The 23,713-nt window shown below is 70.7% G+C and carries 19 protein-coding genes; 8 read left to right on the plus strand and 11 right to left on the minus strand.

Going from position 1 to position 23,713, the window contains the following annotated elements:
* The first annotated feature begins 32 nt into the window (after window positions 1-32).
* The 3 genes from DJ021_RS11710 to DJ021_RS11720 are packed head-to-tail and all read left to right on the plus strand — an operon-like array spanning window position 33 to window position 3,747.
* The gene (locus tag DJ021_RS11710) at window positions 33-539 is read left to right on the plus strand and encodes a 2Fe-2S iron-sulfur cluster-binding protein (RefSeq protein ID WP_111457716.1); all 507 of its coding nucleotides are present in this window, start codon (window positions 33-35) and stop codon (window positions 537-539) included.
* Entirely contained in the window at window positions 536-1,486 is a 951-nt protein-coding gene (locus DJ021_RS11715) for an FAD binding domain-containing protein (protein ID WP_111457717.1), read from the plus strand. Before DJ021_RS11710 ends, DJ021_RS11715 begins: the two co-directional genes overlap by 4 nt.
* Window positions 1,483-3,747, plus strand: coding sequence for a xanthine dehydrogenase family protein molybdopterin-binding subunit (locus DJ021_RS11720; RefSeq protein WP_111457718.1), 2,265 nt, complete (start codon window positions 1,483-1,485; stop codon window positions 3,745-3,747). The genes DJ021_RS11715 and DJ021_RS11720 overlap by 4 nt, the downstream gene beginning before the upstream one ends.
* Here DJ021_RS11720 and DJ021_RS11725 read toward each other — a convergent pair.
* The 6 genes from DJ021_RS11725 to DJ021_RS11750 form a co-directional block, all read right to left on the minus strand.
* Window positions 3,744-5,411, minus strand: coding sequence for a tetratricopeptide repeat protein (locus DJ021_RS11725; protein ID WP_207801825.1), 1,668 nt, complete (start codon window positions 5,409-5,411; stop codon window positions 3,744-3,746). The genes DJ021_RS11720 and DJ021_RS11725 overlap by 4 nt on opposite strands.
* A gap of 273 nt (window positions 5,412-5,684) precedes the next feature.
* Window positions 5,685-6,056 (minus strand): response regulator, encoded by a 372-nt coding sequence (locus tag DJ021_RS11730; protein WP_111457719.1) that lies wholly within the window; start codon window positions 6,054-6,056, stop codon window positions 5,685-5,687.
* Complete coding sequence (locus tag DJ021_RS11735; RefSeq protein ID WP_111457720.1) at window positions 6,053-8,059, minus strand: PAS domain-containing protein; 2,007 nt, start codon at window positions 8,057-8,059, stop codon at window positions 6,053-6,055. Before DJ021_RS11735 ends, DJ021_RS11730 begins: the two co-directional genes overlap by 4 nt.
* A 151-nt stretch (window positions 8,060-8,210) precedes the next feature.
* Window positions 8,211-9,488: an HlyC/CorC family transporter gene (locus DJ021_RS11740; RefSeq protein ID WP_111457721.1), complete on the minus strand. Its 1,278-nt coding sequence runs from the start codon at window positions 9,486-9,488 to the stop codon at window positions 8,211-8,213.
* On the minus strand, window positions 9,488-10,597 hold the full coding sequence (gene aroB / locus DJ021_RS11745; protein WP_111457722.1) for a 3-dehydroquinate synthase: 1,110 nt from the start codon (window positions 10,595-10,597) through the stop codon (window positions 9,488-9,490). The genes DJ021_RS11740 and aroB overlap by 1 nt, the downstream gene beginning before the upstream one ends.
* Window positions 10,594-11,142, minus strand: a complete 549-nt coding sequence (locus DJ021_RS11750; protein WP_111457723.1) for a shikimate kinase — start codon at window positions 11,140-11,142, stop codon at window positions 10,594-10,596. Before DJ021_RS11750 ends, aroB begins: the two co-directional genes overlap by 4 nt.
* 66 nt (window positions 11,143-11,208) lie before the next feature.
* On the opposite strand from DJ021_RS11750, the gene DJ021_RS11755 reads away from it, so the two are divergent.
* Both DJ021_RS11755 and DJ021_RS11760 read left to right on the plus strand, forming a co-directional pair.
* Window positions 11,209-12,414 (plus strand): hypothetical protein, encoded by a 1,206-nt coding sequence (locus DJ021_RS11755; RefSeq protein ID WP_111457724.1) that lies wholly within the window; start codon window positions 11,209-11,211, stop codon window positions 12,412-12,414.
* Window positions 12,411-13,328: a site-specific tyrosine recombinase XerD gene (locus DJ021_RS11760; protein ID WP_111457725.1), complete on the plus strand. Its 918-nt coding sequence runs from the start codon at window positions 12,411-12,413 to the stop codon at window positions 13,326-13,328. The genes DJ021_RS11755 and DJ021_RS11760 overlap by 4 nt, the downstream gene beginning before the upstream one ends.
* A gap of 60 nt (window positions 13,329-13,388) precedes the next feature.
* Here the strand turns inward: DJ021_RS11760 and DJ021_RS11765 are convergent, their stop codons facing one another.
* The gene (locus DJ021_RS11765) at window positions 13,389-14,159 is read right to left on the minus strand and encodes a glycine zipper domain-containing protein (RefSeq protein WP_111457726.1); all 771 of its coding nucleotides are present in this window, start codon (window positions 14,157-14,159) and stop codon (window positions 13,389-13,391) included.
* 253 nt (window positions 14,160-14,412) lie between these two features.
* On the opposite strand from DJ021_RS11765, the gene DJ021_RS11770 reads away from it, so the two are divergent.
* Window positions 14,413-15,375, plus strand: a complete 963-nt coding sequence (locus DJ021_RS11770; RefSeq protein ID WP_111457727.1) for an acetyl-CoA carboxylase carboxyltransferase subunit alpha — start codon at window positions 14,413-14,415, stop codon at window positions 15,373-15,375.
* A 68-nt stretch (window positions 15,376-15,443) separates the two neighbouring features.
* Window positions 15,444-16,439: an NAD(P)H-dependent flavin oxidoreductase gene (locus tag DJ021_RS11775; RefSeq protein ID WP_111457728.1), complete on the plus strand. Its 996-nt coding sequence runs from the start codon at window positions 15,444-15,446 to the stop codon at window positions 16,437-16,439.
* 9 nt (window positions 16,440-16,448) lie between these two features.
* Here DJ021_RS11775 and DJ021_RS11780 read toward each other — a convergent pair whose 3' ends face one another.
* From DJ021_RS11780 to DJ021_RS11790, 3 genes are read right to left on the minus strand one after another with little or no spacing between them, the layout of a single operon-like run.
* Entirely contained in the window at window positions 16,449-17,459 is a 1,011-nt protein-coding gene (locus DJ021_RS11780) for a beta-eliminating lyase-related protein (protein WP_111457729.1), read from the minus strand.
* Window positions 17,456-18,607, minus strand: coding sequence for an epoxide hydrolase family protein (locus DJ021_RS11785; RefSeq protein WP_111457730.1), 1,152 nt, complete (start codon window positions 18,605-18,607; stop codon window positions 17,456-17,458). Before DJ021_RS11785 ends, DJ021_RS11780 begins: the two co-directional genes overlap by 4 nt.
* Window positions 18,608-18,656: 49 nt before the next feature.
* On the minus strand, window positions 18,657-19,256 hold the full coding sequence (locus DJ021_RS11790) for a TetR/AcrR family transcriptional regulator (protein ID WP_111457731.1): 600 nt from the start codon (window positions 19,254-19,256) through the stop codon (window positions 18,657-18,659).
* 88 nt (window positions 19,257-19,344) lie between these two features.
* Here DJ021_RS11790 and DJ021_RS11795 point away from each other — a divergent pair, with 88 nt between their 5' ends.
* On the plus strand, window positions 19,345-20,736 hold the full coding sequence (locus DJ021_RS11795) for a carotenoid oxygenase family protein (RefSeq protein ID WP_111457732.1): 1,392 nt from the start codon (window positions 19,345-19,347) through the stop codon (window positions 20,734-20,736).
* 42 nt (window positions 20,737-20,778) lie between these two features.
* Here the strand turns inward: DJ021_RS11795 and secA are convergent, their stop codons facing one another.
* A complete protein-coding gene (secA, locus tag DJ021_RS11800) occupies window positions 20,779-23,481 on the minus strand; it encodes a preprotein translocase subunit SecA (RefSeq protein ID WP_243626140.1) in 2,703 nt (900 codons plus the stop codon).
* Between the last annotated feature and the right edge of the window lie 232 nt (window positions 23,482-23,713).

The raw sequence follows: 23,713 nt of genomic DNA on the forward strand, positions 1-23,713 counted from the left end.
GCGTGCGGCCGCAACAGTCTCGGAGGGCCGAAGTGCGCACCACGATCACCGTCAACGGGGAGGCGCGGGCGCTCGACCTCGATCCGCGTACGACCCTGCTCGATGCCCTGCGCGAGCACCTGGGGCTGACCGGCACGAAGAAGGGCTGCGACCACGGCCAGTGCGGCGCCTGCACGGTGCTGGTCAACGGCACGCGGATCAATTCGTGCCTGTCGCTGGCGGCGATGCACGACGGCGATCAGGTGACCACGATCGAAGGCGTCGGGACGCCGGAGCAGTTGCACCCTCTGCAGAAGGCCTTCCTCACCGAGGACGCCTTCCAGTGCGGCTACTGCACGCCCGGCCAGATCTGTTCGGCGATCGGCATGCTCGCGGAAGTGGCCGAGAACTGGCCCAGCCAGGAGACCGCCGACCTCAACGCGAAGGTCGCGCTCACCCAGCCGGAGATCCGCGAGCGGATGAGCGGCAACATCTGCCGCTGCTCGGCCTATCCGCAGATCGTCGCCGCCATCCAGTCCGCCTCGGAGGAGATGGCGTGAGGCCCTTCACCTACGAGCGTGCGGCCGATGCGCAGGGCGCGGTGAAGGCCGCCGCCGAGACGCCGGGGGCGAAGTTCATCGCCGGCGGCACCAACCTGCTCGACCTGATGAAGCTGGAGATCGAGCGCCCGCAGCACCTGATCGACGTCGGCCGCCTGCCGCTGTCGCAGATCGAGGACACGCCGGACGGCGGCCTGCGCCTGGGCGCCATGACCACCAACAGCCACGTGGCCGCCGACGCCCGCGTCCGCAGCCGCTACCCGGTGCTGAGCCAGGCCATCGTTTCCGGCGGCTCCGGCCAGCTGCGCAACAAGGCCACCACCGGCGGCAACCTCCTGCAGCGGACGCGCTGCGCCTACTTCTACGACACCACCAAGCCCTGCAATAAGCGGGCGCCCGGCTCCGGCTGCGGCGCGCTGGAGGGGCTGAACCGCAACTCCGCGATCTTCGGCGCCAGCCACGCCTGCATCGCCACCCATCCGTCGGACATGGCGGTCGCCCTGGTCGCGCTCGACGCGCAGGTGGAGACGCTGTCGCCGTCCGGACAGGCGCGGCGCTTCCCGCTGATGGAGCTGCACCGCCTGCCCGGCGAGACGCCGGAGGTGGAGACCCACCTCGTGCCGGGCGAACTGATCACCGCCGTCGTGCTGCCGCCGCCCCCGCAGGGCGGCCAGGTCTATCGCAAGGTCCGGGACCGGGCGTCCTACGCCGCCGGCCTGGCCAGCGTGGCGGTGGCCGGCGGCCGGATCGCGCTGGGCGCCGTGGCGCACAAGCCCTGGCGCGCGGCCGACGCCGAGGCCGCGCTCGCCGCCGGCGCCTCGCCGGCCGAGGCGATCTCGGCGGAACTCCAGGGCGCCAGCGACAACGGCCGCAACGGCTTCAAGATCACCCTGGTGCGCCGGCTGGGCGCGGCGACCATCGAAGACGCGCAGGGGAGGGCCCGATGAGCTCCGTCGAAGACTGGGCCGCGCCCAATCCCGTCACCGAGAACCGCTCCGGCCTGATCGGCAAGGCGGTGGACCGCTACGAGGGGCCGCTGAAGGTCACCGGGACCGCGCCCTACGCCTATGAGGTGGTCCCGCCGAGCCCCGCCGCCTACGGCGTCATGGTGCCGGCCGCCATCGCCAGCGGCCGGATCGCCGCCGTCGATATCGCCGCGGCGGAGGCCTCGCCCGGGGTGCTGCTGGTCTGGACCCACCTGAACGTGCCCGAGCAGGGCGCGCGCGGAACCAAGGTCAATCCGCGCAGCACGGCGACCGCCGCGCCCGCGCTGGAGAACGACCGCGTCGCCTATTTCGGCCAGCCGGTGGCCTTCGTGGTCGCTGACAGCCTGGAGAACGCCACCGCCGCCGCCCACCTGGTGCGGTTGACCTACGAGGAGGCGCCGCCGGCGGCGGACTTCCACGCCCACCTGGCCGACGCGGCCATGCCGCGCGGCGAGGAGGACACCGAGATCGGCGACTTCGAGGCCGGCTTCGCCGCCGCCCCGGTGACGCTCGACCAGACCTGGCACACGCCGCTCCAGAACCACTGCCAGATGGAGCCCTGCGCCACGCTCGCCTGGTGGGACGGCGACAGGTGCGTCGTCCACACCTCGATCCAGATGGTGAAGCCGGCGCAGCATGGCCTGGCCGAAACCCTGAAGATCGACCGCGACGCCGTCCACCTGCTCACCCGCTACATCGGCGGCGGCTTCGGCGGGAAGGGCCAGGCCTACGACGACCTCGCCCTGGCGGCGCTGGGGGCGCGGGCGATCGGGCGGCCGGTGAAGGTGACGTTCACCCGCCAGCAGATGTTCCACGGCACCGTCCACCGGCCGGCCACGGTCCAGCGGGTGCGGCTGGGCGCGACCGCGGACGGCAAGCTCACCGCCATGTCGCTGATGACCACGACCCACTGCGAGCGAAACGGGCACTTCACCGAGCACGCCTCCAACTTCGCCCGCAGCCTCTACGCGGCGCCCAACCGGCTGACCGGCCACCGCCTGGTGAAGCTGGACCTGCCGGGGGCGGGGCCGATGCGTGCGCCGGGCGAGGCCTCGGGCATGCTCAGCCTGGAATGCGCCATGGACGAGTTGGCGGAGACGCTCGGCCTCGACCCTGTCGAGCTGCGCATCCGCAACGAGCCGGAGCGTGATCCCGAGACCGGCAAGCCATTCTCGATCCGCCAGCTGGTGCGCTGCATGAAGGAAGGCGCCCAGCTGTTCGGCTGGGACCGCCGCCTGCCGTTCCCGGGCAAGGTGCGGGACGGCCGCTGGCTGGTGGGCATGGGCATGGCCGCCGCCATCCGCGGCAACTTCCTGCTGCCGGCCAAGGCCAGCTTCACGGTGGACGCCGAGGGCGTGATCACGGTGCGCCAGGGGATGACCGACATCGGCACCGGGACCTACACGGTGCTGGCGCAGATCGCGGCGGAGACGCTGGGGGTGCCGCTGAAGGACGTCCGGGTGGAGATCGGGGATTCCGAGCTGCCGCCGGCGCCCGGCTCCGGCGGCCAGTTCGGCGCGGCCACCGCCGGTTCGGCCGCGCTCGACGCCGGCATGAACCTGCGCAAGGCCATCGCCGAGCTCGCCGCCAGCGATCCGGACTCGCCGCTGTTCGGCGGGCCCAGCGAGCAGGTCACCTTCCAGGACGGGGTGATCGCCATCGCCAACCGTTCGGAGAGCCTGGCCGACCTGATCCGTCGCGCGCGGCCGGAGGGGCTGACCGCCCAGGGCGAAATCCGCCCGGCGGCCGACGCCCGCAACTGGAGCCAGCACACCTACGGCGCCCATTTCGCGGAGGTCGGCGTCGACACCGTGACCGGCGAGGTCCGCACCCGGCGCATGCTGGGCGTGTTCGCGGCCGGCCGGATCCTCAACTGGAAGACCGCGCGCAGCCAGCTGACGGGCGGGATGATCTGGGGCGTCGCCTCGGCGCTGACCGAGGGCAATGCGGTGGACCCGCGCTACGGCTCGCTGATCAACCAGGACCTGGCGAGCTATCTGGTGCCGGTGCAGGCCGACATCGGCGAGTTGGACGCCATCATGCTCGACGAGGTGGACGACAAGGCCAACCCCATGGGCATCAAGGGGGTCGGCGAACTGGGCATCTCAGGCGCCGGCGCGGCGGTGGCGAACGCCATCTACAACGCCTGCGGCGTGCGGGTGCGGGACTATCCGATCACCCCGGACAAGGTGCTGGCGGCGCTGGAAGCCAACGGCCTCTAGGCGCCGGCCAGCGACGCCAGGGCGGCGAGCTTCGGCTCGCCGCGCCAGCCGCGGCGGGCCTGCGCCAGGTGCAGGTCGGCGGCGTTGCCGTCGCCCAGCTTGCGCTCGGCCTGGGCCAGCACCGCCAGGGTCACCGGATCGTTGGGCCAGGCCTTCAGCGTGACGCGGGCCTGGGCGGCGGCCTCGTCGGGCTTGCCGGCCTCCAGCAGGGCGGCTGCCAGGCTGCGACGCACGGGATACCACCAGCCCGGCGGATCGCTGATCCGGCCGAGCTTGGCGTCCTGGATCTGGGCCGCGGTGCGGAAGGCGGCGGCGGCGAGCGCCGGCTTGCCCTCGATCATCGCCGCGCGTCCGGTCAGCACCAGCCGGGCCACCTCGACCATGCCGACCGCTTGCGGGCGGTAGCCTTCGAAGTCCTTGAGGTCGGCGGCGCTCGCCTGCAAGAGCGCCGCCTCGCGGCGGACGGCGGCGGCGTCGCCCTTGCGGGCATAGGCCTCGCCCCGCGCATAGCGCCACATGGCCCGCAGGTAGCCGCGGTCGGCGCCGGGATCCGGCCGCGCCAGCATCCGGTCCGGCGCGAAGCGGCCCTGCGCGAAATAGGCGGTGCCGACCGCCACCTGGTCCCAGGGAGACAGGGCCGTCTTCGACGCCGCGGCGCGGTCCAGCGCGGCGTCGGACTGGACGAGCGCGGCCTCGGCGTCGCCGCTCATCAGCGCCGCGCCGGTGGCGAACTGCACATTGTGCGAGTGGTAGGCCAGCTTCCACGGGTCGCTCAGGCCCAGCCGCCGGGCGTTGGCCGCGTCGATGCGGGTGGCGTCCATGTTGGCGCGCACCGCGTCCTCGTAGCGCCCGACGATGTAGTAGGTGTGCGAGGGCATGTGGACGAGGTGGCTGGCCGCCGGCGCCAGCCGCTGCAGGGTGTCGGCGTAGCCTTCCGCCTGGCCGCCGATCCCGTCCATCTCGGTGGCGTGGATGTAGAAGTGGATCGCCCCGGTGTCGTCCGGCTTGCGGGCCAGGGCGCCGCCGATCAGCTCCAGCGCGCGGCCCAGGTTCTCGCGGCTCTCCTTGTGCGCGGCCGGGATCATCCAGGCGTCGGCGGCGACGATGGCGATCTCATTGTCCTGCGGATAGTCGCGGGCCAGCCGGTCCATATCGCGGGCGAAGGCGTAGTCGCCCGCACCCTTGCCGCCGCCGTTGCGGTAGCGATGCTGCAAGGCCGCGATCAGCCGCCGCTCCTTTTCGGGGCCGCCCCGCGCCAGGCCGGCGGCCCTGTCGGCCAGCGCCGCCAGCGCGGCCTGCTGCTTGGCGTCGATCGGATAGTTGATCGTCGGGCCGCGGGCCCAGGCCTCGCCCCACGCGCACATGGCGCAGGCGGGATCGAGCTTTCCGGCCTCCTGGAAGGCGGCGATGGAGGCCTTGTGCGCGAAGGCATGGCCGAGCTGCATGCCGTTGTCGAAATAGGCCTGGGCGGCCGGGCTGGCCGTGCGCACCGTGAACCCGCCGGAGCCGTAGCCCTGCAGGATTTGCTGCGCGGGCGCGGCCTTTGAGGCCTCAGGGACCGGCGCGCCGCAGATGTGGCCGGCAGCTGGCGGGGGTTCAGGATCGGCGGTGGTGGCCGCCGGCGCCAACAGCAGTCCGAGACCGAGAACAAGCGCCGCACGCATCGCCCAACCTCCTCCGCCCGGGGCGACTATCGGGACGCGGGCCGTTCGGGTCAACGCCGCGCCTGAAGGGGCGCGGGGCGCGGCGTTTCCATTCTCGCATAGCTGTTCTGCGCAAATAGCCGCTAGTTCGATGTCGAATTCGGCATATCTCAATCGTCCTAAGAGCAGGAGATCGAGGAGACGGGATATGAAACTGCTTCTGCCGCTGGTCGCGCTGGCAGGGTCGCTGGCGCTGCTGATGAACGACTGGTCGCTCCGCGCCTTCAGCTACCTCTAGCCGACGGCGGCGCGCAGCTCGCCCAGCACGCGCGCCAGGTCCCCCTCGCGGAACGGCTTCTGGAGAACGGGCGACCCCTTGTCGACATCCCGCAGCCCCGCGTCGCCATAGCCGGTGGCGAAGGCGAACGGCGCGCCCTTGGCGCGCAGCAGGTCGGCGACGGGAAAGATCGGCTGGCCCGCCAGATTGACGTCCAGCACCGCGCAGTCGAGGTCCCCGGTCCGCGCGAGCTCCAGCGCTTCGTCGAGCCGCGACGCGGGCCCGACCACCGTACACCCCAGATCGCCGAGCATGTCCTCGATCAGCATCGAGACCATCATCTCGTCCTCGACCACCAAGACGCGCAGGCCGTCCAGCTTGTTGTTCATTCTTTGGGCTCCAGGGCGTGCATCGGCAATTTCATCCGGCAAGACAGGCCTTCCGGGCGGTAGTCAAGTTCAACCTCGCCATTCAGTTCGCCGGCCAGGCCTTGTTCCAGGACACGGCCGCCAAAGCCGCGCCGTCTGGGCGGACTCACCGGCGGGCCGCCGGATTCCGTCCACTCTACGACGAGTGTGGGCCCGGAGTCCGAACCTGTTACGCAAGTCCGCACCGCCACCCTGCCGGTCGCGCGCGAGAGCGCGCCGTACTTCACCGCGTTGGTCGCCAGTTCGTGCACCGCCATGCCCAGGGCCACTGCGGCTTTCGGATTGAGGCGGATGTCGCGGTCGGATTCCAGCAGGAACCGCGACCCGCCGCCTTCGCGGCCTCCCGCATGGGGCATCAGCTCCAGCCGCAGGATGTCGTGCAGGCTGGCCGCCTCCCAGTTCTGGTCGGTGAGCAGGTTGTGGGTCTGCGACAGGGCCATCAGCCGCGCCTCGAAGGCGTCGCGGAACCGGGGCATGTCGCCGGTGCTGCGCAGGGTCTGCGAGGCGATCGACTGGACGGTGGCCAGGGTGTTCTTCACCCGGTGGTTCAGCTCGTTCAGCAGCAGCCGCTGACGTTCCTCGGCGAGCTTGCGCTCGGTCACGTCCAGGGAGACCCCGGCCATCCGCCGTACGCCGCCGTGGTCCGCGGTCTGGGCGGCCCGGCCGCGCGCGTGCACCCAGCGGACCTCGCCGGAGGGATGCAGCACGCGGTATTCGATGTCGTACTCCGCCCCGGTCCGGATCGCCGTCTCGATGGCCGTCCGCATCCGGTCGCGATCCTCCGGCACGATGGAGGCGATCAGGTCGTCGAATCCGAACTCGACGTCGGGCGGGCGGCCGTAGTTCGCCTTGCAGATGTCGGAGGCCTCATAGGCGCGGGTCTCGACGTCGAGCTCCCAGGAGCCCAGCCGACCGGCGTCCAGGGCGAACAGCAGGCGCTCGCGGGCGGCCTGCTCGGCGCCGACATCCATGCTGACGCCGAACCAGCGCACCACCTGGCCGCTGCTGTCGCGGGTCGGCTCGAGCCGGGTCAGGAAGGGCCGATAGACGCCGTCGGCGCGGCGCAGCGGGAACACCAGTTCACAGGGCTCGCCGGTCGCCATCGACCGGGCCCACTGCTGCTGCACCTCGGGGAGCAGGGCCGGATCGTGGGCCCAACGCCAGCCGCGGCCCTCCATCTCGGCGGGCGAGGTTCCCGTGTATTCGTACCAGCGCCGATTGTACCAGGCGATGCGGCCGTCCGCGTCGGCCATCCAGCAGAGGATCGGGATGGTGTCGGCGATCAGCCGGAAGCGTTCTTCGCTATCGGCCAGCGCCGCCTCGGCGCGATGGCGTTCCTCGATCTCGCGGCGCGCGGCGTCGTTCAGCCGGACGTTGTCGATCGCCACGGCCGCCTGCGCCGCCAGCCCGGCCATCAACGGCTCCAGCCGCTCGGGGAAGGCGCCGGCGTCGGGGTGGCCGAAAAACAGGCCGCCCAGCACCTCGCCCGACCGCGACACCACCGAGGCGGCCAGATAGGAGCGCACCGGCAGGTGCCCCTTGGGCATGCCGAAATGGGGCCCGCTCTTGCCGTAGCGGGGGTCTTTGGTGATGTCATCGGAACGCACCACGCCCTCGCCGACGAAGGTCGGGCGGAAGATCGCGGTGTTGCGGGGCATGGGGAAACGTTCGAACGCCGAGCGCGGCGCGCCGGACAGGACGTAGAGCGTGTAGCTCTCACCCTTGGCGTCGATCAGGTTGTAGAAGAACGCGCCGAACTGGGCGCCGGACAGTTCGACGCCGCCGTCCACGACGGCCTGGACGACACCTTGCAGGTCGCCGCCTTCCCCGATCGCTGCAGCGATCCGGTTCAACGCGTCGGCCCGGCGGGTCTCCTCCGCCAGCACGCGTTGCATCGCGGCGAGCCGGGCCTTCAAGTCCGCGGTCGATTCACCGTCGCTTGCGACGGCCTCGGCGATGGTCATGGGTCGGACGATCCCCCGATCGGATCAAGCTTCACTAACGACGTCCGGCCCTCGGAGGTTCCCGACGAGATCGTTTTTTGCCGCCTGGCGTCAAGCGTAGCTGGGGGAATTTCTGCGGCGGCGCTTGATCTTTGCCGGCCGGTGCGGCGGTTCAGTCGCGGACCGGCGCGGGCCCGGAGATCTGCAGGACGGTGATCTGGTTGCGCTTGCGCTCCAGCACCCGGAACTGGTGCTTGTGGAAGGTGAAGCTCTGGCCGACCTCGGGAATGCGCTGGGCCTCGTGGATCAGCAGGCCGGCGACCGTCACCGCCTCGTCGTCCGGCAGGTCCCAGTTCATCGCCCGGTTGAGGTCGCGGATGGTCACCGAGCCGTCGACGATCACCGAGCCCTCGGGCCCGGGGCGGACGCCGGGGACGACCACGTCGTGCTCGTCCTCGATCTCGCCGACGATCTCCTCGAGGATATCCTCGAGGGTCACCAGTCCCTGCAGGGCGCCGTACTCGTCCACCACCAGGGAAAAGTGCGTCTGGCGCTTCAGGAAGGCGGCGAGCTGGTCCTTCAGGCTGGTGGTCTCGGGGATGAACCAGGGCGGGCGGATGATCGACTGCACGTCGAGATCGTCCATCCGGCCGTCCGCGTCGGCCAGCGCCTGCAACAGGTCCTTGGCGTGCAGGACGCCGACGATGTTCTCCGGCTCGTTGCGATAGATCGGCAGGCGGGTGTGGGCGCTCTCCAGCGCCGCGGCGACGATCTCCCGGGGGCTCAGGTCGCCGTCGATCATGGCGATCGCCTTGCGGTGGACCATGACCTCGCTGACGTCCATCTCCGCCAGGTCGAGCACCCCGCCCAGCATCCAGCGGTCGCGGGTCTCCACCAGGCCTTCGGAGTGGTGGTATTCCACCGCGCCGCGGATCTCCTCGTGGGCGGCGAGCACGTCCATCTCCATCCCCAGCCGGACCCCGAACAGGCCGAGGGTTTTCCGGACCACCCACTGGATCGTGTAGATGATCGGCCCGAACAGCCGCACCACCAGCAGGGTCGGGCCGGACAGGAAGCGCGCCACGTCGTCGGAGCGCAGGATCGCCAGCGTCTTCGGCAGCACCTCGGCGAACACCAGGACCAGCACGGTCATGATCGCCGTGGCCGCGGCCACGCCCCAGGCGCCGGGGATGGCCCGGGTCAGCACCTGGGTGGCCAGCGCCGAGGCCAGGATGTTGATCAGGTTGTTGCCCAGCAGCACCGCCCCGATCATCGTCTCCTGATCGGTCAGCAGGCGGTTCACCCGCCGGGCGGCGCGGTCGCCCTCCCGCTCCAGCTGGTGCATGCGCGCCCGGCTCGCGCCGGTGAGCGAGGTCTCGGCGGCGGAGAACAGCGCCGAGATCGCCAGCAGGCCGAAGACGATCGGCGCGAGCGCCAGGATCGCTCCCATCAGGAGGCTCCTTCGGCGATCAGGAAGTCGGTGACGGCGGCGGCGTCGACCTGCTTGGCCACGAAGGCGTCGCCCAGGGCGCGGGCGAGGATGAAGGTGAGGCGTCCGGCCTCGGCCTTCTTGTCCTGGCCCATGTGGCGGACCAGCCGCTCGGCGACGAACGGCGCGCCGGTCACCTGGTCCAGCCGGGTCGGCAGGCCGGCGGCGGCGATCGCCGCCTCGGCGCGGGTGGAATCCTGGGCGGAGCAGAGGCCCTGGGCGGCGGAGAAGCGGAACGCCAGCGCCTGGCCGGCGGCCACCGCCTCGCCGTGCAGCAGCGCCTCGCCGTAGCCAGTCTCCGACTCCAGGGCGTGGCCGAAGGTGTGGCCGAGGTTCAGCAGCGCGCGGCGGCCCTGCTCCTTCTCGTCTTCGGCGACGATTTCGGCCTTCATCTCCACGGAACGCGCGACGGCGTGAAGCAGGGCCCCGGGCTCGCGCGCCAGCACCTTGTCGCCATTGGCCTCCAGCCATTCGAAGAAGGCGAAGTCGCCCAGCAGGCCGTACTTGATCACCTCGGCATAGCCGGCGCGCATCTCGCGGTCGGGCAGGGTGGCCAGCATGTCGAGGTCGGCCAGCACCAGGCGGGGCTGGTGGAAGGCGCCCACCAGGTTCTTGCCGCGGGCGGTGTCGATCGCCGTCTTGCCGCCGACCGAGGAATCCACCTGGGCCAGCAGGGTGGTGGGGATCTGCACGAAATCGACCCCGCGCTTGTAGATGGCCGCCGCGAACCCGGCCAGGTCGCCGACCACGCCGCCGCCGAACGCCACCACCACGTCGCCGCGGTCGAGCTCCAGCGCCAGCAGCCGGTCGATGACCTCGGCCAGGCCCTCGAAGCTCTTGGTCTGCTCGCCGGGGGGAACGACGATCGGGGAGGCGGTGACGCCGGCGGCGGCCAGCGACGCCGTCAGGGCCGCGCCGTGCAGGCCCCACACGGTGGCGTCGCTGACCACCGCCACGCGTTGGCGGCTCAGGAACGGGGCGATGCGGCGGCCCGCCTCGGCGATCAGCCCGGGGCCGATCACCACCTCATAGGCGCGCTCGCCCAGCCCGACGGGAACCTGGCGGCTCATTGCGGCTGCTCCTGCAGATAGTCGCACAGCGCGCGGATCACCTGGTCGACGGTCACGTGATGGGCCGCGTCGCCGGTTTCGACCATCACGTCGGCCTGGGCGTAGAGGGGATAGCGGACGTCGGCCTGGGCCCGCAGCACGTCCATGGGCTCCTTGCCGGCCAGCAGCGGACGGGTTTCCTTGCGCCCCACCCGGCGCGCCAGCACGTCGAGGTCGGTCTTCAGCCAGACCGAAAGCGCCTTGGACTTGATCAGGCTGCGGGTCTCTTCATGCATGAAGGCGCCGCCGCCGGTGGCCAGCACGTGCGGCGGCTGGTCCAGCAGCCGCGCGATCACCCGCCGCTCACCCTCGCGGAAGGCGGGCTCGCCCAGGTCGGCGAAGATGTCGGCGATCGACCGGCCGGCCGCGGTCTCGACCTCGGTGTCGGCGTCGCGGAACGGCAGGTCCAGCGCGTTGGCCAGCCTGCGGCCCACGCTCGACTTGCCGACCCCCATGAGGCCCACGAGGGCGATGGTGCGTCGGCGCAACGGTGCATAGCGGTCCATGAACGGCGCAGGCTTACACGAGCCCGCGCCCTCGCGCCAACATCTGCGGTTGCGTATGCTCAGGCCATGTCACGCTTCCCTGCCTTCGTCGCCGCCCTGGCGCTGTTCGCCATCCCCGCCGCTGCGGGCGCCCAGGCCGTCGAGGTGACGCCGCTGGCCGCGCCCGACGCCTTCACCACCGCCGGGCGGAACACCGGCCTGCCGCCGACGCTCTGGCAGGGCGCCTCGCTGGCGACCGCGCAGACCGTCCTGCCGCTGCTGGCGCACAAACCGCTGTCGCCGGCCGCCGCCGCGCTCGCCCGGCGGGTCCTGGCCACCGGCGCGCCGGGCCCCAAGGGCGCGGGCGCCGACCCCGCGCTGGCCGCCGCCCGCGCCGACGCGCTGATCGCGCTCGGCGACCCCAAGGCCGCCGCCGCCATCCTCGCCCGGGCGCCTGGCCTGGACCGCAGCGCCGAGCTTTCCCGCGCCGCCGCGGAGAGCGCCCTGCTGGCCGGCGACGACGCCCGCGCCTGCGCAGCGGAGGAAGCCCTCACCGTCGGCCGCGACGACGTCTACTGGCTGCGGCTGCGCACCTACTGCCAGGCGATCGGCGGCCATGCCGACCAGGCGCAGCTGACCTTCGAACTCGCCCAGGCGCAGGCCAAGGACCCGGTGTTCGCGCGGCTCATGGCGGCCAAGCTGGCCGGCGCGGGCAGTCCCGGCGCCGCCTCGCTGCGCAACGGGCTCGACTACGCCCTGTCGCGCAGTCTCGGGCTCGACCTCGCCGCCGCCAAGCCTGCGCCCGCGGTGGCCGCAGCCCTGGCCGTTGCGGACCCGGCCGAACCCGCCTGGCCGTCCCCGCCCGGCGACGACGACCTGTCGGCCACGGTCCGGGCGCTCATCGCCGGCCAGGCGCCGGCCGCCGGCGTCGTGGATCGCCTGCTCGACGCCGCGGCCCATGCGGACGCCAAAGCCAGGCCGAGGGCCGAGGCCGTGGCCCTGCTGACCGCGGCCCTGGTCGGCGTGCCGGGGACGGAGGCGCGGAGCCGGATCGCCGCCCTGTCGGTCCCGGACGGCAAGGCGCCCGCCGGCCGCAATTTCGCGCTTGAGGCCGCGGCGCAGGAGAAACAGATGGGCGAGACGGCCCTGCTGGCGCTGTGGACCTGCGCCGACGCCGGCGCCGCGGGACCCGCGGTCGGCGATCGCGCGCGCCTCGTCGGCGCCTTGCGCGCCGCCGGCCTGGAGGCCGACGCCCGCGCCTTCGCGGTCGAAGGCCTGCTGGCGTTGAAATGAGCGGCCAGGGCGCCGCCTGGGCCGAGGCTTTCCTGGAGATGATGTCCGTCGAGCGGGCGGCGGCGAAGAACACGCTGACCGCCTACGCCCGCGACCTCGGCGACGCCGCCGCCTTCCTGGCCGCCCGCGGCCGCGATCTCGCTGACGCCGCGGCGGAGGACGTGGAAGCCTATTTCGCCGCCCTCGGCGCCCGCGGCCTGTCTCCCGCGACGGCGGCGCGGCGGCGCGCGGCGGTGCGGCAGTTCTACCGCTTCGTGCTCGGGGAGGGCTGGCGCAAGGACGATCCGGTCCGCCGGGTGGAGGCGCCGAAGAAGGGCCGCGCGCTGCCGAACGTCCTCAGCCGCGAGGAGATGAACCGGCTGATCGCCGCGGCCGGCGCCAAGGACGGCGCGCAGGGGCTGCGGCTCGGCTGCATGGTGGAGCTGGCCTACGCCTCCGGCCTGCGGATTTCGGAGCTCACCGGGCTGACGCTGGCGGTCCTGGCCCGCGATCCCGCCTATCTGATCGTCAAGGGCAAGGGCGGCAAGGAGCGGCTGGCGCCCCTCAACGAGGCGTCCCGCGCGGCGGTGAAGGCCTATCTGGAGGTCCGGCCGGGCTTCCTGCCCAAGGGCGACAAGGCCAACCCCTGGCTGTTCCCGTCGCGCGGCAAGGGCGGCCGGCTGACGCCGCGCCGCTTCGCGCAGCTGCTCGACGAGGCGGCGGCCGACGCCGGCATCGATCCGGCGCGGGTGAGCCCTCACGTGCTGCGCCACGCCTTCGCCACCCACCTGCTGGAAGGCGGCGCCGACCTGCGGGTGGTGCAGACCCTGCTGGGCCACGCCGACATCGCCACCACCCAGATCTACACCCACGTGGCCGGCGACCGCCTGCGAGAGGTGGTGCAGAACCGCCATCCGCTGTCGAAGAAGCGCTGAGGGGCAAAAAAGAAGCCGCGCCCGGGGGCGCGGCTTCCTCGATCAGGTTCTCAGGTCGGATCAGCCGGTGAAACGATACCGGCCGTCCGCATCCGGGCAGACCCGGACGTAGCGGTAGTCGCGGCCGTCGGCGTCGACCGGGGCCGGGGCCAGGCGGCACCGCTGACGCGCATAGTAGCTGTAGCGGCCTGAGCCGTAGCCGGACGCCTCGCGATACGGGATCGTGTCGTTGTAGGCGATGTAGGGCCCGCGGGCGTCGCACTTGTACTTGTCGTTGGCATGGCCCACGGCCGCGCCGATGCCGGCGCCCACGACGCCGCCGAGGACTGCGCCCTCGGTGCGGACGCCTCGGCCCGCGACGTTGGAGCCCAGGGCCGCGCCGGCCAGGGCGCCGATCAGGCCGGCGGTCACGGCCGAGTTGTTGTTCGGCCGGCAGCCGGCGCCATTGGTGTAGGCGGTGTCGCGGCCGTAGTAGCCGGCGGCGGGGGCGTCATAGGGTCCCCAGCGCGTGGTGTCCCACACCGGCTGCGGACCATAGGCGCGGACGTAGGCGCCGTAGCCGTAGCGGGCGTCGTAGTCGGCGCGGGCCCGTTCCCAATCGGCGCGGCGGCGATCGTAGTCGCGGCGGGCTGCGTCATAGTCGCCGCGGTTGGCCTCATAGGCCGCCCGGTCGTTCTGGTAGCGGTCCATGTCACGCTGGTATTGCTGGGTCGGCTGGTATTCCGGACTCGGCTGGTATTGCGGACCCGGCTGGTAGTACTGGGCGAAAGCCGGCGCGGCGGTGGCGAGCGCCAGCGTCGAGGCTAGGGCGATCTTCAGGGGGGCGTTCATAGAAATTGCTCCGTTTCTCCTCGGACACGCGGGCGCCCGTGTCTCGGCGGAACCGCGCATCATCACGAAGACGCGCCGGCTTGCCTCCGGTCCCCCGAACGGAAACGGGCCCGGCTCGACCTCGCGCTAACAAACGTCAATCGACGTTCTGTAGTTGCACCTGGGAGGAGTGAGGTGTTCGCCGCTCTTGTGAGCTTGAGCCTTCGCGCCTAATTTCCGCCGCTCCGCGAACGACCAGGAAGCGAATCCTCGAATGGCCGTCCACTACCTCGAGTTCGAGCGCCCGATCGCCGACCTCGAAGCCAAGATCGAGGAGCTGTCGAAGCTTTCCGAGACGGCGGGCCCCGGCGCCTTCGACGCCGAGATCGAGGCGCTGCGCGCCCGCGCCCAGGAAATGCGCCGCGACGCCTATTCCAAGCTCGACGCCTGGCAGAAGACCCAGGTAGCGCGCCATCCCGACCGGCCGCACTTCATCGACTACGTGGGCGCGCTTATCGACGAGTTCGTCGAGTTGCGCGGCGACCGGTCGTTTGGCGACGACCAAGCGATCATGGGCGGGTTGGGCCGTTTCCGCGGCCGCCCAGTGGTGGTCATGGGCCACGAGAAGGGCCGCGACACCGTCACCCGGGTGAAGCACAACTTCGGCTACGCGCGGCCCGAGGGCTACCGAAAGGCGATCCGGCTGATGGAGATGGCCGAGCGCTTCAACCTGCCGGTGGTCACCTTCGTCGATACCGCCGGCGCCTACCCGGGCGTCGCCTCGGAGGAGCGCGGCGTGGCCGAGGCGATCGCGCGCTCGACCGAGAAATGCCTGATGCTGGGCGTGCCCAACGTGGCGATCATCACCGGCGAAGGCGGATCCGGCGGGGCGATCGCCATCGCGGGGGCCAACCGGGTGCTGATCCTCGAGCATTCCATGTATTCGGTGATCGCGCCGGAAGGGGCCAACTCCATCCTCTGGCGCGGCGGACGCACGGCGGCCGACGCCGCCAAGGCCATGAAGATCACCGCCCAGGACCTGCTGGCCACCAAGGTGGTGGACCGTATCGTGCCCGAGCCGGCCGGCGGCGCCCACTCCGATCCCGAGGCCGCCATGAAGACGGTCGCCGACGCGCTGGACGAGGAGTTGGCGGGCCTGGACGGCCTCAGCCCGCAGGAACTGCGCAAGCGCCGTTCCGAACGATTCTACGCGATCGGCCGCTCCGGCCTGCAATAACCGCGGCTTGCCTGACGCAAGGTCCGAGCGTTGAGTGTCGTCCAAACAGCTGTTTGGAGGAACGCCCCATGGCGCTCAAGACCCGGTTCACCGAGACCTTCGGTATCGAGCATCCGATCGTGCAGGGCGGGATGCAGTGGGTCGGCCGCGCGGAGCTGGTGGCCGCCGTCGCCAACGCCGGCGCCCTGGGCTTCATCACCGCGCTCACCCAGCCGACGCCTGAGAAGCTCACCGAGGAGATCGCCCGCTGCCGGTCGCTGACCGACAAGCCGTTCGGCGTGAACCTGACCATCCTGCCGGCCATCAAGCCGCCGCCCTACGCCGAATACCGCCAGGCGATCATCGAGGCGGGCGTCAAGATCGTCGAGACCGCCGGCAACAAGCCGGTGGAGCACGTCGCCGAATTCAGGAAGCACGGGGTCAAGGTGCTGCACAAATGCACCTCCGTGCGCCATGCGCTGTCGGCCGAACGGATGGGCGTCGACGGCATCTCCATCGACGGCTTCGAGTGCGCCGGACACCCGGGCGAGGACGATGTCCCCGGCCTGATCCTGATCCCGGCGGCGGCCGACAAGGTGAAGATTCCGATGATCGCCTCCGGCGGCTTCGGCGACGCCCGCGGCCTGGTGGCCGCCCTGGCGCTGGGGGCCGACGGGGTGAACATGGGCACCCGCTTCATGTGCACGGTGGAGAGCCCGATCCACGAGAACATCAAGCGCCAGATCGTCGAGAACGACGAGCGCGCCACCGACCTGATCTTCCGCACCATGCACAACACCAGCCGGGTGGCGAAGAACGCCATCAGCCAGCAGGTCGTGGCGCTGGAACGCGAGGGCGCGAAGTTCGAGGACGTCCGCGAGCTGGTGGCCGGCAGCCGCGGCCGCAACGTCTACGAGGTCGGCGACAACGACGCCGGCATCTGGTCGGCCGGCCAGGTGCAGGGCCTGATCCACGACGTCCCGACCTGCGCCGAGCTGGTGGGCCGTATCGTGCGCGAGGCCGAGGAGATCATCGAAGGCCGGCTCGGCCGGATGCTCGGCCGCCGCGCCCTGCAGTCGGCCTGAGGGGCAGGATCAGCTCAGGCGGCTTAGGACCTCGCCGAGCGATTCGACGGCGTCCGGGGTGGTCGCCCAGGAGCACATGAAGCGGACCGAACCGTCGAGGAACCGGTAGACGAACCAGCCCTCGGCGTGCAGGCGCGCCAGGGTGACGTCGTCCATGTCGACGAAGACGCCGTTGGCCTCCACCGGGTGGCTTACCGGGAACGGCATGAGCTCTGCGAGCTTGCGGGCCATGGCGTTGGCGTGGGCGGCATGGCGGACGAAGGCGCCGGCGCCGAGCATGCCGATGAACGGGGCCGCGTAGAACCGGCCTTTGGAGGGCAGCTGGCCGGCCTGCTTCAGGCGGGCGTCGAACCGGCGGGCCAGCGCGCGGTCGAAGATCACCACCGCCTCGGTGGGCGGCATGCCGGCCTTGGTGCCGCCGACCACCAGCAGGTCGACGCCCAGGGTCTTGATGGCCTTCAGGTCGAAACCGGCCGCCGCGGCATTGGCCAACCGGGCGCCGTCCAGGTGGACGCCATAGCCCCTGGCCTTCACCGGCGCGATCAGCGCCTCCAGCGCCCCGGCGCTATAGAGCGTGCCGTACTCGGTGGTGTTGGTCAGCGACAGGGCGGCCGCGGACTGGCGGTGGGAGAAGTCCGGAACGGCCAGCGCCGCCTCCAGCGCGGCGGGCTCGATCCGCCCGGAGGCGCCCGGCAGCCGGATCAGCCCCAGGCCCTGGCCGAAGAAGCCCGGCGCCCCCGTCTCGTCGGTGCAAACGTGGGCGTGCTCATGGGCCAGCACCGCCTCGAACGGCCGGCAGAGCGCCGCCAGCGAAAGCGCGTTGGCCGCCGTGCCGGAGGCCACGAACCGCACCTCCGCGTCGGCGTCGAGCAACTCGCGGACCAGGTCGGCGGCGTGCGCGGTGACCGGATCTGTCCCATAGCCGGAGGTGAAGCCGGTGTTGGCGGCGACCAGCGCTTCGAGCGCTTCGGGCGCGGCGGGGGCGGTGTTGTCGGAGGCGAAATCGTAGCGTGACGTCATCCCGCGTCTTTAGCCCAAGCGCGCACCTCGTCCACGAAGAGATCCGGCTCCTCCATCGCCGCGAAATGCCCGCCCCGCGGCATCTCCGTCCAACGGGCGATGTTGTAGGCGCGCTCCGCCCAGGATCGCGGCGGGGCCATGTAGAGTGGCTCGCCGGGGAAGTTGGCGAAGGCGGTCGGCGTCTCGCAGCGCTCGCCCTCCTTGAAGGCCACGCCGCCCTCTTCGAGCAGGCCGCGATAGTACCAGGCCCCGGTGGTGAAGGCGCCGGTCATCACGTAGATCATGATGTTGGTGAGCAGCCGGTCCTTCGGATAGGCCTCGTCCATCGACTTGGCGCGCAGGTCCGACCAGTCGTGGAACCGCTCGGCGATCCAGGCCGCCTGGCCGACCGGATTGCCGGCCCCCAGCCAGGCCAGCGACTGCGGCTTCGACGCCTGCAGGCGGAAGTAGGCCCCCAGAACGTCCATCATGCCCTGCTGGCGCCGGATCCAGGCGACCTCCGCCTCGTCCTGCGGGCTGCCGAAGGGCCGAAAGCCGATCATGTTCAGATGGATGGCGCGGGCGTGCGCGCCGTGGTCATGCCCGAGCCACGAGGTCACCAGGCCGCCCCAGTCGCCGCCCTGCGCCAGGTAGCGGTCGTAGCCGAGCACCTGCGTCATCAGGGTGTTGAACAGCCGCGCGGTGGTCCGCTGGCCGATTGGACGCGTCGGCTTCGACGAGAAGCCGAAGCCGGGCAGGGACGGGATCACCAGGTCGAAGGCGTCGGCGGCCTGGCCGCCGAACCGGCTGGGGAAGGCCAGCTTCTCGATCGCCTGCCAGAATTCGTAGTGCGAGCCTGGCCAGCCGTGGGTGACGATCAGCGGCCGCCGGCCGCCGGCCTCGCCGATCACGTGCACGAAGTGCAGGTCGAAGTCCTCGACGCGGGCCGTGAACTGCGGGAACCGGTTGAGGTCGGCCACCGCGGCGCCCCAGTCGTAGCCGTCTGTCCAGTGGGCGCAGAGCGCCTTCAGATAGCTCGCGTCGCAACCATAGGCCCAACCGTCGGCGACGTCCGGCGCCGGCGGCCACGGGTAGGAGCGGACGCGATCCAGCACCGCCTCGACCTCGGCGGCGTCCCAGCTCACCTCGAACGGAATGATCTCGCTCATCTTGGCTCCCCGATACTGGCAGAGCCTGCGGCGCTTGCCGCCGCGGCCGTCAACCCCCCGACGCGAGGCCCCGCGCAAGGGTGGTGTTGATCATGTGGTGCAGCGACCGCGCCGCGCCGTGCGGCAGCTTTCCCGCCAGCTCCAGCACGATCGCGCCATGCGCTGCAGCCCAGAACATCGCGCCGATCTGCACCGGGTCGCCGGTCATCACCCCTTCGGCGGCCAGGTCCTTCACCCAGGCGCTCATGGTCTCGCGGGCGCGCAGGCCGGCGCGGACCAGCTCCGGATAGTCCTTCTCGTGCGGCTGGTTCAGGTCGAACATGAGCTTGTAGGTGTGCGGATGCTCGAACGCGAAATCGATGTAGGCCTCGCCGACGGCGGCGCCCTTGGCCCGTCCGCCCGTCGCCGACGCCCTGGCGGTCTCGAGCGACTCTGCAAAGCGGTCGAAGCCGTTGGCGCGCACCGCCGCCAGGATGTCGTCCTTGTCCTTGAAATAGCGGTAGGGCGTCATCGGCGAGACGCCCAGCTCGGACGCCAGCTGTCGCATGGTCACCGCGTCGGGCCCCTTTTCGGCGAACAATCGCTCCGCCGCCTCGCACAGGCGCTCACGGAAATCGGCGACGTCGGAATCAGAAAGGACGCGGGGCATGGCAGCTCGTACGCGGAAAAGAAGGACCTTGCCATTCGTTACATCTTACGCAATAAATTTACATTGTAATTCTCTATGGAGAAGCGACATGGACGGTGACGCACGCCTCAATGCCTATCTGGCCGGCAACTTCGCGCCGGTGCGGAGCGAGGACGACCTGGACCTGACCGTGACGGGGGAAATCCCCGCGGGTCTGCGCGGCGCCCTCTATCGCATCGGGCCCAATCCGCAGTTCGAGCCGCGGGATCCCAACCACCACTGGTTCGCCGGCGACGGCATGGTGCACGGCTTCTACCTGGCGGACGGCAAGGCGACCTATCGCAACCGCTATGTCCGCACCCCGAGATGGGAGCTGGAGCACGCCGCGGGCCGCTCGCTGTTCGGGACCTTCGGCAACCCCATGACCACCGATCCGGCCGTCATGGGCCAGGACTCCGGCGTGGCGAACACCAACATCGTCTGGCACGCTGGCCGGCTGATGGCGCTGGAGGAGGGCCACGCGCCCTTCGAGATGGCGCCCGACACCCTGGATTCGGTCGGCTACGTGCAGGCCTACCGCGGGCGCACCACGGCGCACCCGAAGATCGACCCGGCGACGGGCGAGATGGTCTGGTTCGGCTATGGCGTCGGCGACGCGCCGCTGTCGGCCGGAATGAGCTACGGCGTGACCGACGCCACGGGCCAGGTGGTGCGGCGCGACGACTTCCAGGCGCCCTTCGCCTCCATGGTCCACGACTTCATGGTCACCGAGAACCATGTGCTGTTCCCCGTCCTGCCGCTGACCGGCAGCCTGGAGCGGGCGATGCGCGGCCTGCCGCCGTTCGCCTGGGAGCCGGAAAAGGGCAGCTTCGTGGGGGTCATGCGGCGCGACGCCGACGTCTCGACCATCCGCTGGTTCAACACCGGGGCCTGCTACGTCTTCCATCCGATGAACGCCTGGGAGGCGGACGGAAAGCTCTATGCCGACGTCATGCGCTACGACCAGGCGCCGCTGTTCCCCAAGGCCGACGGCTCGCCGGGCGAGAAGTCCGCTGCGCGGCTGGTGCGCTGGACCTTCGACCTCTCCGGAGCGAGCGACGCGATCCGCGAGGAGCCGATCGACGACCTCGACGGCGAGTTCCCCAGGCTGGACGAGCGGTTCGCGACGCGCGCCTATCGCCACGGCTGGTATGCCGCCGACCCGACCAACGGCAAGACCATCAAGCAGTCGGCGATCGCCCACCTCGACTTCGCGACCGGCCGTCGGCAGGTCTACGAGCTGACCGGCGGCGACCTGACCTCGGAGCCGGTGTTTACGCCGCGCACCGCCGATGCGCCCGAAGGCGACGGCTGGGTTACGGCGGTGGTCTGGCGGGCGGGCGAGAACCGCAGCGACCTCCTGGTGTTCGAAGCCCAGGACGTGGCCAAGGGGCCGGTCGCGGTCGCCCAGCTGCCGCGCCGCGTGCCGTTCGGCTTCCACGGCAACTGGGTCAGCTTCTGACGCGGAGTCGGTCCCCGTCTTCGCACCCGAGCCCAGGTCAGATCAGACCAGGGCGCCGTGGCAGTGCTTGAACTTCTTGCCTGAGCCGCACGGGCAGGGGGCGTTGCGGCCGGTGTCCTCCCAGCCTTGCGGCAGGGCGGCGACCGGCAAGGCCTCGCGCTGGTCGGCCGGAATGCCGTCGGGCAGCAGGCCCATCTGCGCGGCGTTCTCGCCGCTCAGCGGGTCCATGTGGACCTCGAAGTACTGGCCCGGCGGCGGCTGCGGCGGCTCCTCGAACTGGAACTCCACGGTCATCAGCCAGCGGGTCACGTTCTGGCGCAGGTCGGTCAGCAGCTTCTCGAACAGCGAGAAGGCCTCGGTCTTGTACTCCTGCAGCGGATCGCGCTGGCCGTAGCCGCGCAGGCCGATGACGTTGCGCAGGTGGTCGAGGTGCATGAGGTGCTCGCGCCACTGCAGGTCGATCATTTGCAGCAGGAAGCTCTTCTCCACGGTGCGCATGTGGTCGCCCACCTGCTCCTCGCGCTCGGCGGCGCGGGCGTCGGCGGCGGCCACGATCCGCTGCTCGATCTCCTCGTTGGCGATGCCGTCTTCGGCCGCCCATTCGCGGATCGGCAGTTCCAGGCCCAGCCACTCGCGCACGTGGGCGTCGAGGCCGTCGATATCCCACTGCTCGGCGTAGGCCTTCGGCGGCAGGTGGCGGGAGACGAAGTCCTCGATGGTGTCGAGGCGCATCTCGCGGATGATCTCCGAGAGATCGGTGGCGGTCATGAACTCCGCGCGCTGCTCGAACACCGCCTTGCGCTGGTCGTTCACCACGTCGTCGTACTTGAGCAGGTTCTTGCGGATCTCGTAGTTGCGCTGCTCGACGCGGGTCTGGGCCTTCTGGATGGCGGCGTTCAGCCAGCGGTGGGTGATCGCCTCGCCTTCCTGGACGCCGAAGGTGCGCATGATCGAGTCCAGCCGCTCGCCGGCGAAGATGCGCAGCAGGTCGTCCTCGCAGGAGAGGAAGAACTTGGAGTGGCCGGGGTCGCCCTGACGGCCGGTCCGGCCGCGCAGCTGGTTGTCGATTCGCCGGCTTTCGTGGCGCTCGGTGCCGAGCACGAAGAGGCCGCCGGCGGCCAGCGACTGCTCCTTGGAGTCCTTGATCTCGGCTTCGATCTCGCCCTTGCGGGCGACCGCCATCTCCGGCGTGACCTCGATACCCAGTCCGCGCTGCTCGTCGCGCCACTTGGCGACGCGCATGTCGACGTTGCCGCCCAGCTGGATGTCGGTGCCGCGGCCGGCCATGTTGGTGGCGATGGTCACCGCGCCCGGCATGCCGGCGTCGGCGACGATCAGGGCTTCCTGCTCGTGGTAGCGGGCGTTCAGCACGCTGTGCGGGATGCCGGTCTTCTTCTTGCCGTCGATCTCGAACTTGTGGGCCTTGAGCATCTCGGAGAGCTGCTCGGACTTCTCGATCGAGACGGTGCCGACCAGGATCGGCTGGCCGCGCCGATAGCAGTCCTCGATCTGCACGATGATCGCCTGGTTCTTCTCGGCGGAGGTGCGATAGACCTCGTCGTCGTCGTCGATGCGGGTCACCGGCCGGTTGGTCGGGATCTCGGCCACGTCCATCTTGTAGATGTCGAGGAATTCCTGGGCCTCGGTGGCGGCCGTGCCGGTCATGCCCGAGAGCTTGGAATAGAGGCGGAAGTAGTTCTGGATGGTCACCGAGGCCAGGGTCTGGTTCTCGGGCTGGATGACGGCGCCTTCCTTGGCCTCGATGGCCTGGTGCAGGCCTTCGGACAGGCGGCGGCCGTGCATCATGCGGCCGGTGAACTCGTCGATCAGGATCACCTCGCCGGCGCGGACGATGTAGTCCTTGTCGCGCTGGTAGAGGATGTTGGCGCGCAGCGCCTGGTTCACGTGGTGCACCACCGAGACGTTGGCCGCGTCGTAGAGGCCGGCGGAATCCTCGGCCAAGTGGCCGCCTTCCTGCAGGATCTCCTCGATGCGCTCGGCGCCGTCCTCGGTGAGGATGACCTGCTTCTGCTTCTCGTCGTGCTCGAAGGTCGTCGCGTCCTTGATCAGCTCTTTCACGACCACGTCGATGGTCTTGTAGAACTCGCTGCGGTCCTCGGTCGGGCCGGAGATGATCAGCGGGGTGCGGGCTTCGTCGATGAGGATGGAGTCCACCTCGTCGACGATCGCGAAGTTGTGGCCGCGCTGGACCATTTCCCCGGCCTCGTAGACCAAGTTGTCGCGCAGGTAGTCGAAGCCGAATTCGTTGTTGGTGCCGTAGGTGATGTCCGAACCGTAGGCGTCATGCCGCTGGCCCTGGCTGAGGCCGTGGACGATCACGCCGACGCTCATGCCCAGGAAGCGGTAGATCTGGCCCATCCACTCGCTGTCGCGCTGGGCCAGGTAGTCGTTGACGGTGATGACGTGGACGCCCTTGCCGGCGAGCGCGTTCAGGTAGACCGGCAGGGTGGCGACCAGGGTCTTGCCTTCGCCGGTCCGCATCTCGGCGATGCCGCCCTGGTGCAGGATCATGCCGCCGACCAGCTGCACGTCGAAATGGCGCAGGCCGATGGCGCGCCGCGAGGCCTCGCGCACGACGGCGAAGGCCTCTTCCATCAGGTCGTCGAGGCTGGCCCCCTGGGCGAGGCGGCCGCGGAACTCCTCGGTCTTGCCGCGCAGCTCGGCGTCGGACAGCGCCTGCATTTTCGGCTCGAGGGCGTTGACCTTGCCGATCCGCGCCGTCATGGCCTTGACCTTACGGTCATTGGAAGAGCCGAAGAACCGTTGGAAGATGCTCAAGGGAGAAGGTCCGGTTGGTGCGGGCGGCAGCGGCGGCCGTGTCCGGTCCTTCGCCTGCCGGGAAAACTCGCTCTTTTCAGGGCGCGCGAGACTTAAGCAGCGCCCCCTCCAGTGTCAACGCGGCGGGGTTGCGCGAGCGATCAACAAAATCCGCTCATCCCGGCGAAAGCCGGGACCC

The sequence above is a fragment of the Phenylobacterium hankyongense genome (genome assembly GCF_003254505.1).
Taxonomy (GTDB): Bacteria; Pseudomonadota; Alphaproteobacteria; order Caulobacterales; family Caulobacteraceae; genus Phenylobacterium; species Phenylobacterium hankyongense.

What these genes read in the sequence shown, in the direction of transcription:
- DJ021_RS11720 (WP_111457718.1), top strand. Translation starts at nt 1,483, where the DNA reads ATGAGCTCCGTCGAAGACTGGGCCGCGCCCAATCCCGTCACCGAGAAC.
- DJ021_RS11725 (WP_207801825.1), bottom strand. Translation starts at nt 5,411, where the DNA reads ATGCGTGCGGCGCTTGTTCTCGGTCTCGGACTGCTGTTGGCGCCGGCG.
- DJ021_RS11730 (WP_111457719.1), bottom strand. Translation starts at nt 6,056, where the DNA reads ATGAACAACAAGCTGGACGGCCTGCGCGTCTTGGTGGTCGAGGACGAG.
- DJ021_RS11735 (WP_111457720.1), bottom strand. Translation starts at nt 8,059, where the DNA reads ATGACCATCGCCGAGGCCGTCGCAAGCGACGGTGAATCGACCGCGGAC.
- DJ021_RS11740 (WP_111457721.1), bottom strand. Translation starts at nt 9,488, where the DNA reads ATGGGAGCGATCCTGGCGCTCGCGCCGATCGTCTTCGGCCTGCTGGCG.
- aroB (WP_111457722.1), bottom strand. Translation starts at nt 10,597, where the DNA reads ATGAGCCGCCAGGTTCCCGTCGGGCTGGGCGAGCGCGCCTATGAGGTG.
- DJ021_RS11750 (WP_111457723.1), bottom strand. Translation starts at nt 11,142, where the DNA reads ATGGACCGCTATGCACCGTTGCGCCGACGCACCATCGCCCTCGTGGGC.
- DJ021_RS11755 (WP_111457724.1), top strand. Translation starts at nt 11,209, where the DNA reads ATGTCACGCTTCCCTGCCTTCGTCGCCGCCCTGGCGCTGTTCGCCATC.
- DJ021_RS11760 (WP_111457725.1), top strand. Translation starts at nt 12,411, where the DNA reads ATGAGCGGCCAGGGCGCCGCCTGGGCCGAGGCTTTCCTGGAGATGATG.
- DJ021_RS11765 (WP_111457726.1), bottom strand. Translation starts at nt 14,159, where the DNA reads ATGAACGCCCCCCTGAAGATCGCCCTAGCCTCGACGCTGGCGCTCGCC.
- DJ021_RS11770 (WP_111457727.1), top strand. Translation starts at nt 14,413, where the DNA reads ATGGCCGTCCACTACCTCGAGTTCGAGCGCCCGATCGCCGACCTCGAA.
- DJ021_RS11775 (WP_111457728.1), top strand. Translation starts at nt 15,444, where the DNA reads ATGGCGCTCAAGACCCGGTTCACCGAGACCTTCGGTATCGAGCATCCG.
- DJ021_RS11780 (WP_111457729.1), bottom strand. Translation starts at nt 17,459, where the DNA reads ATGACGTCACGCTACGATTTCGCCTCCGACAACACCGCCCCCGCCGCG.
- DJ021_RS11785 (WP_111457730.1), bottom strand. Translation starts at nt 18,607, where the DNA reads ATGAGCGAGATCATTCCGTTCGAGGTGAGCTGGGACGCCGCCGAGGTC.
- DJ021_RS11790 (WP_111457731.1), bottom strand. Translation starts at nt 19,256, where the DNA reads ATGCCCCGCGTCCTTTCTGATTCCGACGTCGCCGATTTCCGTGAGCGC.
- DJ021_RS11795 (WP_111457732.1), top strand. Translation starts at nt 19,345, where the DNA reads ATGGACGGTGACGCACGCCTCAATGCCTATCTGGCCGGCAACTTCGCG.
- secA (WP_243626140.1), bottom strand. Translation starts at nt 23,481, where the DNA reads ATGACGGCGCGGATCGGCAAGGTCAACGCCCTCGAGCCGAAAATGCAG.